General features: G+C 44.4%; 13 protein-coding genes and 1 tRNA gene. All 14 read left to right on the top strand.

The genetic code is table 11. From position 1 onward, the window contains the following. The first annotated feature begins 40 nt into the window (after positions 1-40). The gene (gatC, locus tag JMX94_RS01815) at positions 41-355 is read left to right on the top strand and encodes an Asp-tRNA(Asn)/Glu-tRNA(Gln) amidotransferase subunit GatC (RefSeq protein WP_183621128.1); all 315 of its coding nucleotides are present in this window, start codon (positions 41-43) and stop codon (positions 353-355) included. Between the two features lie 69 nt (positions 356-424). Beyond that, complete coding sequence (gene gatA / locus JMX94_RS01820; RefSeq protein ID WP_201562663.1) at positions 425-1,927, top strand: Asp-tRNA(Asn)/Glu-tRNA(Gln) amidotransferase subunit GatA; 1,503 nt, start codon at positions 425-427, stop codon at positions 1,925-1,927. Next, the gene (gene gatB / locus JMX94_RS01825; RefSeq protein WP_201562664.1) at positions 1,927-3,453 is read left to right on the top strand and encodes an Asp-tRNA(Asn)/Glu-tRNA(Gln) amidotransferase subunit GatB; all 1,527 of its coding nucleotides are present in this window, start codon (positions 1,927-1,929) and stop codon (positions 3,451-3,453) included. Before gatA ends, gatB begins: the two co-directional genes overlap by 1 nt. Before the next feature lie 114 nt (positions 3,454-3,567). Next, positions 3,568-3,644 (top strand) — tRNA-Pro (locus JMX94_RS01830). Between the two features lie 163 nt (positions 3,645-3,807). Next, the gene (locus JMX94_RS01835; RefSeq protein WP_201562666.1) at positions 3,808-5,049 is read left to right on the top strand and encodes an integrase arm-type DNA-binding domain-containing protein; all 1,242 of its coding nucleotides are present in this window, start codon (positions 3,808-3,810) and stop codon (positions 5,047-5,049) included. 118 nt (positions 5,050-5,167) lie between these two features. After that, positions 5,168-6,148, top strand: coding sequence for a hypothetical protein (locus JMX94_RS01840; protein WP_201562668.1), 981 nt, complete (start codon positions 5,168-5,170; stop codon positions 6,146-6,148). A 114-nt stretch (positions 6,149-6,262) separates the two neighbouring features. After that, positions 6,263-6,559, top strand: a complete 297-nt coding sequence (locus tag JMX94_RS01845; RefSeq protein WP_227673468.1) for an AlpA family transcriptional regulator — start codon at positions 6,263-6,265, stop codon at positions 6,557-6,559. A 3-nt stretch (positions 6,560-6,562) separates the two neighbouring features. Further along, entirely contained in the window at positions 6,563-6,817 is a 255-nt protein-coding gene (locus JMX94_RS01850) for a helix-turn-helix domain-containing protein (protein WP_201562670.1), read from the top strand. Beyond that, positions 6,814-7,074, top strand: a complete 261-nt coding sequence (locus JMX94_RS01855) for a hypothetical protein (protein WP_201562672.1) — start codon at positions 6,814-6,816, stop codon at positions 7,072-7,074. Before JMX94_RS01850 ends, JMX94_RS01855 begins: the two co-directional genes overlap by 4 nt. Beyond that, complete coding sequence (locus tag JMX94_RS01860) at positions 7,067-7,597, top strand: hypothetical protein (protein ID WP_201562674.1); 531 nt, start codon at positions 7,067-7,069, stop codon at positions 7,595-7,597. Before JMX94_RS01855 ends, JMX94_RS01860 begins: the two co-directional genes overlap by 8 nt. Beyond that, positions 7,590-8,171 (top strand): hypothetical protein, encoded by a 582-nt coding sequence (locus JMX94_RS01865; RefSeq protein ID WP_201562676.1) that lies wholly within the window; start codon positions 7,590-7,592, stop codon positions 8,169-8,171. Before JMX94_RS01860 ends, JMX94_RS01865 begins: the two co-directional genes overlap by 8 nt. Before the next feature lie 108 nt (positions 8,172-8,279). Beyond that, positions 8,280-10,823: a DUF927 domain-containing protein gene (locus JMX94_RS01870; protein WP_201562678.1), complete on the top strand. Its 2,544-nt coding sequence runs from the start codon at positions 8,280-8,282 to the stop codon at positions 10,821-10,823. 1,114 nt (positions 10,824-11,937) lie between these two features. Beyond that, positions 11,938-12,234 carry a hypothetical protein gene (locus JMX94_RS01875; RefSeq protein WP_201562680.1) on the top strand — a complete coding sequence of 99 codons (297 nt, stop codon included), beginning with the start codon at positions 11,938-11,940 and terminating at the stop codon, positions 12,232-12,234. A gap of 69 nt (positions 12,235-12,303) precedes the next feature. After that, a complete protein-coding gene (locus JMX94_RS01880; RefSeq protein ID WP_201562682.1) occupies positions 12,304-12,768 on the top strand; it encodes a hypothetical protein in 465 nt (154 codons plus the stop codon). Positions 12,769-12,784: the final 16 nt, after the last annotated feature.

Raw genomic sequence — 12,784 nt, forward strand, 5'->3', positions numbered from 1 at the left:
TACCCTACTCTAATAAAAACTGTCCTTAACTGGAGAAATTATGTCACAGCCAACCCCAGCGACTGAAAATACTGTCAGCCGTCAAGAAATCTTAGAAGTTGCCCGCCTTGCGCGCTTAGGTGTTGATGAAGACACCGCCAGCAGCTACGCCGACGATATCACCAAAGTACTAAAGCTGATGCAAACGCTTGGTAATGTAGACACCACCGATATCAAACCCTTGTCAAACATTCATGAAGTTTGCCAAGATTTGCGCGCAGACGTCGCCAAACACGATATCAATCGCGAGCGCAATCAATCAATGGCCCCTGCTGTTGAAGCGGGTTTATACCTTGTGCCACAAGTGATTGAATAATTATTCTAATAGTTTTTGCCTTTATTTTATCCTATTTACTGCTACTCACATTTTGACGGACGACACCTTATGTCTGAACTTCACCTCTTAAGTACTCAGCAGCTTATTACGGGCTTGCAAGACAAACAATTTAGCAGCGCGGAATTAACTGAACATTATATAAAGCGCATCGACGCGCTCGACAGCAAGATTAACAGTTTTATCACTCATACTTCTGAAACCGCGCGCGCACAAGCACAAGCGGCCGACGAGATGCGTGCCCAAGGCGACAAGCGTCCACTGCTTGGCGTACCGATGGCACATAAAGACATTTTTTGTACCCAAGGCGTATTGACGACCTGTGGCTCAAAAATGCTGCATAACTTTATTTCACCTTATGACGCAACTATCGTCACCAATATTGATAAAGCGGGCATGATTAGCCTTGGTAAGCTCAATATGGATGAGTTTGCGATGGGCTCGGATAATGAGAGCTCGCATTATGGTGCGGTACACAACCCTTGGAATCTAAATCACGTCCCCGGTGGCTCATCGGGTGGTAGTGCTGCCGCCGTCGCCGCAGGGTTTGTGCCCGTTGCTACCGCTAGTGATACGGGTGGCTCTATTCGTCAGCCAGCGTCATTTTGTGGTTTAACCGGTATCAAGCCAACTTATGGTCGTATCTCCCGCTTCGGTATGATTGCCTACGCCTCAAGTCTTGACCAAGCGGGTAGCATGGGTCGTAGTGCCATGGACTGTGCGTATCTGCTACAACCGATGATTGGTCATGATCCACGCGATGCCACTTCTATCAAACATGATATGCCAGATTATGTCCAAGATTTGAATGCTGCGGTCACTGCCGCTGGTGATAACGCGAAGCCATTAGAAGGCTTACGTATTGGCGTGGCAAAAGAGTACTTTACGAGCGGACTAGATACGGAAGTCGAGCAAGCGGTACGTGCAGCGCTAAAGCAATACGAAGCGCTTGGTGCAACGATTGTAGAGGTCAATATTACTGACCCTGAGATTACCCTTGCGACTTATTATATGCTCGCACCAGCGGAAGCCTCATCGAACCTGTCACGTTTTGATGGCGTGCGTTTTGGTTATCGCTGTGAAAACCCAACCGACCTGCTCGACTTATACACGCGCTCACGCTCAGAAGGCTTTGGCCCTGAAGTACAACGTCGTATTTTGACCGGTACTTACGCGCTATCTGCTGGTTACTTTGATGCTTATTACACCAAGGCTCAAAAAGTACGTCGACTCATTGTCAAAGACTTCGAAGACGCTTTTGCTAACTGTGATGTCATCGCCAGTCCAACCGCGCCAACTGCTGCTTATAAGCTTGGTGAAGACCTCGACCCTGCAACGATGTATTTGGGTGACGTATATACCATCGGTGTTAACTTAGCCGGTTTACCTGCACTTAGTCAGCCTGTTGGTTTAACCTCAAACGGTTTGCCAATTGGTTTGCAATTGATTGGTCAGTATTGGCAAGAAAGCAAGTTGCTCTCTACCGCGCACCTATTCCAGCAGCATACCGACCACCATTTACAACACTCTACCATCGCGAAGGAGACGGTATAATGAACACAGCAACTACTACTGATAATGCCGCTCACCAAGAAATCGTCCGCAAAGAGCTGTTCGTCGATGGCTATGAAGTGGTCATCGGGATTGAGATTCACTGCCAGCTCAATACCGAAAGTAAGATATTTTCCAGCGCACCGACTGACTTTGGTCATGAGCCAAACACCCAAGCCAGTATCGTCGATTTAGGTCTGCCGGGTGTCTTGCCCGTATTAAACAGTGGCGTCGTCGATCGCGCCTTAAAATTCGGCATTGGCGTCAATGCTGAGCTGGGTTTATTTAATACGTTTGATCGTAAAAACTACTTCTACCCTGATTTACCAAAAGGCTATCAAATTACCCAAATGGCCAATCCTATCGTTGGCAAGGGTTATATCGACGTGGTGGTCAATGAAGGCGAGAAAAACGAATACCCTAAACGTATGGGTATCACCCGCGCCCATTTAGAAGAAGATGCTGGAAAATCGGTGCATGATGCTGTCGATGGCATGACGGGCGTGGATTTGAACCGCGCTGGTACGCCATTAATCGAAATCGTCTCTGAGCCTGATATGCGCTCAGCTCATGAAGCCCTTGCTTATATCAAAGCCATTCACCAGCTGGTCACATGGCTTGGTATCTCTGATGCCATCATGGCAGAAGGCTCATTCCGCTGCGACTGTAACGTTTCTGTGCGCAAGCCAGGAAGCGAGCTTGGCACACGTACTGAGCTGAAAAACCTCAACTCGTTCCGCTTTATCGAGCGCGCTATCAACCGTGAAATCGAGCGCCAAATCGATATCATTGAGGACGGCGGTAAAGTCATCCAAGCGACGATGCTATACGATCCTGAGCGCGATGAAACCCGTACCATGCGTACCAAAGAAGACGCCAACGATTATCGCTACTTCCCTGACCCTGACTTGCTGCCTGTCCGTATCGAGCAGCATACCGTTGATAGCATTCGTGCAGCGATGCCTGAATTGCCTGTTGCCCGCCGTGCACGTTTTGAAGAGGCACTTGGTCTATCAGAATATGACGCTCGTATCCTAACCGGTAGCCGTCCGCTAGCCGATTATTTCGAAGATGTCGTCGCTGAGGTTGGACAACAAGATGCCAAAATGGCGGCTAACTGGGTCATGGGCGATCTGCTCGGTGCACTTAACAAAGATGATAAAGACATCATCGACTCGCCTATCAGTGCCAAGCAATTGGCTGGTATGCTAGCGCGTATTAAAGACGATACCTTATCTGGCAAATTGGCTAAGAAAGTCTTTAGTGCTCTCTATGAGCGTGAAGGCGGCGACGCTGATGACGCCGCTGATAAAATCATCGAAGAAAAAGGTCTTAAGCAGGAAACCGATACCGGCGCTATCAAAGCCATTGTTGAAGAGGTCATCGCGAAAAATCAAGCGATGGTCGACGAGTATCGCGGCGGTAAAGAAAAAGCCTTTAACGGCCTGGTCGGGCAAGTGATGAAAGCCAGCCGTGGTAGTGCCAATCCACAACAAGTAAACCAAATCCTAAAAGAGCTATTGGGTTAAGGTTAACTGCTCATTGGTTATGCTGACTATGATAAGTAAAATGCGACTGTAGATTTTGGCTAAAATAAATAGCCCTTGCAATATGCATAATTTTGCGTAAAATAGTCAGTCATTCGGGGCGTAGCGCAGTCTGGTAGCGCACTACACTGGGGGTGTAGTGGTCGCAGGTTCAAATCCTGCCGTTCCGACCAAACACAATATTAGGGCATACCGTCATTGACCGTATGCCCTTTATTTTGGGCGTTTTTCAGGTATTGAGCGTTATATAGGTGTATGGCGTTCCATATAGAATGTTGGTATTATTGTTGGTATTGAGCAGTACCAACATGGACAATACCAACAAAGGATAACCCCATGCCCCTAACCCATACAGGTATCAACAAGCTACAGCCTAGTAGCACCTCGATTGAAACAAAACGACCTGATAAACACAGCGATGGTAACGGGCTGCAATTATGGGTGCGTTATACGGGCGTTAAGTCATGGATTAGCGCCTACAGGTGGCAAGGCAAACAGCAAACCCTCACTATTGGCACTTATCCAGTAATGAGCCTACAAAATGCACGCCAGCGCAATATTGAGATTAAAAGGCTCATAGCTGATGGTATCAATCCAAAAGACGATAAGAAAAAGACACAAGCAGATAATGACGGTTCAAGGGCGTTCGATACCATAGCCCAGCGTTGGCACGATGACCGCAAGGCGCACATTGCCGCTACCACCTATAGCCGTGACTACTCACAATACCAGCGCGATATTAAGCCCGTCATTGGACACATGAACATAGAGGACATAACCGCGCCTGATGTTTTAGCTATCGGTAAAGCTATCGAAGCAAGGGGCGCTAGCGATATGGCAAGGCGTGCAATGCGTCAAACAGGGCAGATCTTTAAACAAGCAATCCGTGAGGGCTTAACCAATCTCAACCCAGCCAACGACCTAACCGAAGCATTAAAGCCGCATAAGGTGAAGCACCATAGCCGTATCACCAGCCAGCAACTACCAAAGCTACTACAAGATATTAACGCCTATGAGGGTGATCTACTGGTAAAGCTAGGCTTATGGTTTATGTGCTACACGTTTGTGCGTACTCAAGAATTACGTTTTATGGAATGGAGCGAGATAGACTACAAAGCTAAGTTATGGCGCATACCAGCCGACAAAATGAAAATGGATAGACCTCACTTAGTACCGCTTGCCCCTCAAACAATGGCAATCTTAGAGCAAATCAAGGCGCTAGGGTTTTCGGATCAGTACGTTTTCTTTAATACCTCAACCCGTAAGCCATACAGTACAAACGCTTTTATCACTGCCCTATGGCGTATGGGCTATAAAGGCAGAATGACGGGGCACGGTTTCCGTGGACTTGCCAGCACTACCCTACACGAACAGGAATACATGCACGAAGCAATAGAGCTACAGCTGGCACATGAGAAAGAAAACAAAATCAGCAAAGCCTATAACGGGGCGCAGCATCTACCCTACAGAACCAAGATGATGAATGAATGGGCAAACTTCATTGATAATGCTTACGCTGGCAAGATTGATAACTTAATACGTGCAGACTTTAAACAACAAGCACAAAAGCATGGCTAACATCATGCTGTAACGACTATGCAAGGCTAGGACTAATTACCCGAACGACAGCTATTCACACCCTTATGCTGTCACTGCCTTGCACCTACTTTTATTTAAGGGTGTAGGGGTGTGTATTGTGGGATTATTGGATTTAGCAAAAGAAAAAACTAGTAACTATGTTTCACCTAAAGATTTCTTGTGTTTTCTAGCTTGCAGACTAGAAGAACCGATTACAAACGTAGTATCTTTTCTTTTATATAACGAATTTGACAAGTTAGCTTGTGAATATTACATAGATAGTCATTATCGCATCTACACTTATGACGATGTTGATTGTGAATATAAAACCAGCAAGCTATTCAAAGAGATTTCAAAAGACGGTTACCATGATTACATAGGTTTTTGTTATAAATTTTACGATGATAACTTAGATAATGATGATGAAGAATTAGATTTTTACGAGCCTATGGAAATAGATTTTTTTTATAGCTTAGAAGAATTACAGAGCATGAGTTTTATAAAAGAACTCAATCTACCTTTAGAAGAGAGCAGTACGTTAGGTTATAGTATAGACGGTAACGATATAGTGACAATAACAGAGCCTAGAGATAGTTTTAAGATATTTTCATATATAAATACTAATGTAAAAAGTGATGCTGAAAGAGCAAAAGAAGAGCAAGAAGTGATAGATAAGCATGGCGAAAATTCACAAGGTCATAACTTCTATAGGCTTATCGAAGCAGGACTAAATAGAAAACTTCCACACCAACAAAAACCGTTCAAAAGTGACAAAGAGATTATTAGCGAATATGAGGAGAAAATAGCAGAGCTTGAAAGCGAACTCGCACAAGTCAAAGCGCAATTAAGAGAACAGACAGACAAGCCAGCTGATGACAATAAAGAGTTAAATACAAAATCGCAAAACTATGCTGCTAAGATTGTTTTAGCTATGGCGCAAATAGCCGATTTAAGCCTTGATAGCCCTTACGCATCTAAAGAGCCCAATACTACAAATTCTATTATTTTTGACCAAATCAAGATTAATGGCATGAGAGTAAGTAATCAGGTTATAGGCAACTGGCTAAAGCTCGCTACTGAACAAACTAAAGACGATTAGGATTTTATATAAAATCACTTCGCCGTTATATAAAACTGCTAAAAACCCCCACCCCCTAACATAGCCCATGTAAGCCGTAGAACAACTTTACGGCTCCATACACTACATTGAGCTATGAACCAGACACACACCACCCAAAACGCGCCAGTTATTCCCTTTACTGGTAACACCTCGCACGATACCGAACCAACCACCGTAAACAGTCCAACTATGCAACTGCCTACTACAGGCATGGGCAGGGCTAAAGATATTCTGCCATTCCTACCCTTTAGCAAAACCACCCTTTTTGAATGGTCAAAAGATGGACGTTTCCCAGCTGGCAAGAAGCTAAGCCCTACCATGACCGCATGGAGCTATGCAGACATTCACGAATGGCTTAATTCTCACACCTCAACCACTAGCGAGGTGTAACCCATGAATACACGGCAACCCAAACAAAGCTATAAGCAGATTATCCATAATCACCTACTGGCAGGTAACAGCCTATCTACTTATGAAGCCTATGATTTATGGCAAATAACATGCTTTTTACAGCGCATTAGTGACCTAAGGGCGCAAGGCGTAGTAATCCAAGATAAGACCATCAAACGCAATGGTAAGACGTTCAAAATTTACTGGATAGACACGCCAGCCGATGGCAACCATGACGCTACAGGGGTGCAATTATGAGCCAATCAAACGACAGACTATTACAGATAGCGGACACGTTAGAGCATATCAACGAGCAGCTGATCTTATTATCAATTGATACCGAACATTACGCTATGGCATTGCAAGCCGTGCAGACAGACGACCCAATATCTAAAGGCGTTATTCAAGCCGTCATTGCTGCATTGTTTAGGGACTCATTGTTTGCCACTGATGCCAGCGAACAGATGGACAGCGTTCTATCAATGCCTGAAATGGAGGTAACGCGCTATGTGTGATAATCATACCAAAAACAATCTAAAAGCCCGTGACGGGGCACACAATCGCACACAGCCACATAAGCGCGGCTTACTACTTAGCTTTATCATATTCATGGCATGGGTGGCAGGTATTGGCTTGCTACTGTCATTAATCGCTTGCCAGCCAGTACAAGCAAAACCGATTGCAACTGATGATAACAGCGGTTACTATATAGACCTCTCAAAAAACGTTAGCGGACAAGCCAGCCGTTACTCATTGGCTTTTTTTGTGCCTGATAATAGCGCAGCCTCTCAAGCTGTCACTATGCCATCAAGCACTACCCTAAGAGCGCATTTAAGCGCATCAAGGGGGCATTCCCTCATATCTATAGCAAATCACTTGCTAACCGACTATGACGGGTTGACGCTGCAAAATAAAAGAGCCGTAAGGCGAATATGCAGGGCGGTTACTAACGTTACCGAGAGTAAGACCCGTCACCCTATACTTTTACCGTATAGCGTGGCATTAACTCAAAAAACGTTAGGAGGCTATCATGCCTAATTCAATCCGTACGACCTCAAACACTCAAACCACTACCAACAGCACACAAGCCACATTCAAGGCAGGTGACAGCGTTCTATGCCCATCTGTAGGCAATGGCATTTATCAGCTATTCAATGATAAAGAATATAATTGTTTAGGCTTTACCACCAACGGTAAAACATACCATTACCGCAATGACGGCAAGGTAAGCCGCGATGATGCCGCCCCGTCATTATTCCATGACACGCCAGCAAACCGCCAAGCCATTAACGCACTGTATGGCAGCAAACACCAAATCAAGATAATAGATTGCACCGCCGCCGATGATGACGAAGTGATTTTAATGCCGTCTATCATGCTATCCGATATTGCATGTGATATTAATGCCGCCGCTACTACCTTGCATGACATGGGGCAGTTATTCCATCTTATCGCTACCCGTCAAATAGAACCCCATGCAGCCATAGCATTAGCGCGTCTGTCACAAGATGCCGCCGATACTTGGATTAATCTGCTTTATAGCCAACTGGACACTATCAACGAACCCTTAGCCCAAACTGGCTTTGGTAAGGTAGATGCTTGTGCCTACTAATAAGAGCTATCCACCAAAGCAAAGCCGTAAGCACGCCAAGCGCAAAAGCTACTACAAAAAGTATAGAGCAGCGCGTAAGCCGAACCAGTCACAAGCAAGGGGGAACAGATGACCACCACACCACAAACAGCCGCCCATGAAAAAGCCCGTGCATTTAGCACAGGCTTTACAGTGGTAATGAATAGTTTTGATGCAGTCACACGGCAAGGACTGGCAGACGATAAGCTATTGCTTAAACTATATGACCTACTACCGCCTAATAGCTTGCTCAACGTCACCGACAATCTTACTACAAATGATGACAAAGTAGTACCGACCACTGGCACGATAGCCCTACGATTGACCGACAAACAAGGCGATATTGTAGGCGCAGTATTCTACACCCCAAACAGCAAAGTTAAGCCTATTGTCATTGACCCTACAGGGTATGGCGCTATCGTCATTGGTGAGGCAAACAAAGCCAATGAGGTACTAGCGTTCGATGACTTAGAGAACGGCATAGATGCTTATGCGTGCCTGATGGCAAGTGATAAAACCATCATTATTAGCCCTCAAAAGACTAATCAACACCTTAAAAAGATGGTGCAGCATTGGAGCAGCGCCGCGCCCGTTACCATACCAATGACACTTAATAACAAAGGCATGATAAATCTATTGGCAGGCGTGAATGCTAGGGCGTTGGTTACCGTAGCTGATATCGTCACTATGCTACATGCTAACCATAGCTATGAGGCAATACTGGCAGCTGATGAAACTCAAATCATTAACCTAAAAGACACCGCTTACTATCCTGAATGGCGCGATGATCCACAGCTGAATGAACCGATGGTTTATGCTGATGGGCGTTTTGAGCTATACCATGATGGGCTATTTTTTGTGAAATATAACGATGACGACCCAGCAAACATAACCTTTAAGTTTAAGGCGTTTATTTGTTCACCGATTGAGGTTATCGCTAAGACACGGGACACAAATAGCGGTACATGGGGGCGATTATTGCAATGGCGTGATGATGACAGCGAGCTACACACATGGTCAATGCCACTTGCTTTATTACAAGGTGATGCCCGTGAGTATCGCAAGGAGCTTGCCAGTCAAGGATTGAGCATTACCACCAATAGCAAACAGCGCAGTTACTTAGACGCCTATATTCAAAACTACCCTATTCACAAACGGGCGTTATGCGTAGATAGGTTGGGCTGGCATGATGAGCAATATATATTACCTGATGGCGCAATAGGCAGCGATGGTAGGCAGTTAATCGTCTATCAGTCTGCCCATGCAATCAACAGCACCATAGCCCAGCAAGGCACACTAGAACAATGGCGTGATGAGCTATGCAAACCATTAGCCGAACAGAGCCGTTTTGTTTTCTCTATTGCTTGCGCGTTTGCTGGTCAATTACTCGCACTGTTAGATGATGACGGGGGCGGCTTTCACCTTTTAGGCTCATCAAGTATGGGCAAGTCTTTATCGCTTAAATTAGCGGCTAGTGTATGGGGTAAGCCTGACAGCTACACTAAGACATGGCGCAGCACTGATAACGCCTTAGAGGGCACAGCAAGCGAGCATAACGACAGCTTTTTACCGCTTGATGAGATAAGCGAATGTGATCCCAAAGTAGTAGGCAAAGCGGTTTATATGCTGGCTAATGGTCAAGGCAAAGGTAGGAGTACCACTACAGGGCATAACCGAACTGCTAAGACATGGCGCATTATCTTTTTATCTAATGGTGAGGAGTCACTGCAAAACTTTATGGCGCAGGCAGGACAAAAGACCAATGCAGGTATTGAGGTGCGAGTAGCGCATATTGATGCTGATGCTGGCAAAGGTTTAAAGACGTTTGATAGTTTGGTACTGGCAGACACGGGCGCAGCACAAGCCGATAAGATAAAAGAGTTATCACAGGCTTACTATGGCGTGGCTGGTATTGCATGGCTAGAACATATCACCAGTGACAAGGCAGCGACCACAGCCACCGCTAGGCAGCTTGTGAATGACTTTATGAGCAATTACAGCGACCTTGCCCCACAAGCGTATAGAGTCGCTAAACGGTTCGCTATTGTGGCGGCGGCTGGTGAAATGGCAACGCTGGCAGGTATCACAGGCTGGCAATCAGGACAAGCAACCACCGCCGTTATGACATGCTTAGATAATTGGCTTGATAACTATGGGCGTGATGGTGAGCATGAGCAGCGCCAAATCATAGAGCATATCAAGGCATTTATTGAACAGCATGGTAGTAGTCGCTTTCAACCTTGCCACATTCACATGCACCAAGACTTTGAAACTAAGATAACAAACCGTGCTGGCTATCATAACTACGACACAGGGGAATATTATTTCTCTACCAGTACGTTTGATGAAGTCTGTTCACCATTTAGCAAAAGCAAAGTATTGCAAGTGTTAGATGAAGCTAGATTATTGAATGTGACAGAAAGCGACCGCAAAACGTGTAGAGTATCTTTACTATTCAAGAAAAACCGTACGCGCGTTTATGCAATCAAAAACGAGATATTAAGTTGTGAACCTACTAAAAGCACTGGGACAGCTGGGACAACTGGGACAACCCATACGCAGCAAGGGCTAGGCACTGTCCCAAGCAATAAAACACCACTGGGACAGCTGGGACAAAGTAGCTCAATTTGTTAATCTGTCCCAAGTGTCCCAAGGGCAAAAAATGGGCTGGGACAGCTACAAGCCAATAACCACGGGCGCTGTCCCGTTGTCCCAAGTGTCCCAAGCAAAAAACTAAGGTACAGAAAAAATAATCAAAGGTAGGCGTTTATCGTCTGCCTTTTTTATGGACTGCAAAAACCTGAGGAAACCATGAGGTTAGGCGCTCAATACTCATTTGCAAATCATGGGCAGCATGTTGCCTTTTGTTGACATTCAAAACAGTTTGCCGACTGCCAGCATGTTAATAAATGTTAAGGTTTAAAACTAAATAAGTGGTACTCAATGGACAGACCAAGCCCTTTTTATAGTGTAAAGAAACTAAGGTTTCCCTAAGGTTTTAGATGCGCCCAGTTTTGAGCCTATCTCATGCAAAGGGGTGGTTTTCGGACACGTTAGAACCCAGCAAAACCCAATATCCAAAACCTGATAAAACCTTACATTCAAACGTGAATTACTCAATGCCAGAACATGATAAAACATGAGGTTTTAGACGCTCAACAGCTTATGACTGCCATTAATGCAAAGCCATACAGCATAAGGGCTTAGCTAATTAATGGACAAGTATCGCGCGCGCACGCGAGGCAAGCACCAATGACAGGGGTTTTCGGAGTCCATAAAAGGGGTAGTTTTTCGGACTGTTTTAAAAGGACTGGGGTAATTTTCGGACATCGTAGAGGGTAATTTTTTGAGTCAATAAAAGGGACTTTATGCACAGGTATCGTAAGGGACTTTTCGGACAGGTAAGCGCCTTTTTATAATGCGTAAAAACCTACTAGGCAGATGCCCCCAAAATTGGGGAATGGAAGCAAAAAGTGAGGAAGCAAGGAGAATAGGAAGCAAAACAGCGCATTTTCTATTATTCCTATTTACCGCCAAGTCAGTACCGCAAACGGATAGAGGTGGAAGCAGATATATTTTAGGAAGCAAAGAACTGGAATAATTCCCAATGGGCTAAATAGTACAGATGCAATAAAACGCATTATAAACGCACACATTTAAGCGCCATTATTGAGCGCGTGCAGTCATTAGCAAAACAACCCCATGAAAGAAAGTATCAAGTATAAAAAAGTATTCCTAATTTGTTGGCATGTTGAGAAATGTTGAAACGGCAAACAGTGAAAATAATTACAAAATAATATTGAGTGAAGCAGCAAACAGCCAAAAAAGGGCGTTATTAAAAACGATTGTTGGTATTATTGTTGGTATCGCCATAAAACAAAAACAACAAACCCATATAAATCAAGGCATACAGACTATACTTTACTTCCTGCCGTTCCGACCAAACATAATAGTTAAAGAGAAAAGCCAGCCATTGAATCCAATGGTTGGCTTTTTTTTGAGTCGAAATTTGGAAAATAATAAAATAACCTTAAATATAAGGTAGAATGAATAATTTGATACATAATAGATTTACGAAATGATAAGTCGACTATAATCTATATAGGTTTTTTCAATGAAAAACATACACCCTACTATGGTTCGCGTTTTTCAACAGACCAACTTAAAGCCATCTGAATTAGCACATGCGCTAGAAACAACACCTGCTACTATTACCAATTGGTCAAAACGAGGTATATCCAATCAGGGAGCTATAAAAGTCGCGCGTAAGTTTGATATCGACGTTAACTGGATCATGATGACTTCAGAAGAATTGGGGGTACCTAAAGAGCTAGACACAAACAATACTGTTAATCATATCAAACTCATTGCTACCGAAAAGCATCACCTATCTAGCCATTTTGAAACCGTTATAGCGGATCTAGATTCAATTAACGCATTACTCTCATCTATACCAGAAGCTATTAAAACTGGACACACTGAACGTGCTACAAAGCTTGCGAATATAGGTCAACAATTAATAGAAGAAGTAATCAAGCAGTCTAATGCGCATCTTGATACGCTCACGATAATGTCGTAGCTCTATTTTTACTATT

Source organism: Psychrobacter sp. CMS30 (genome assembly GCF_904846565.1).
In the GTDB taxonomy this organism is placed as follows: Bacteria; Pseudomonadota; Gammaproteobacteria; order Pseudomonadales; family Moraxellaceae; genus Psychrobacter; species Psychrobacter maritimus.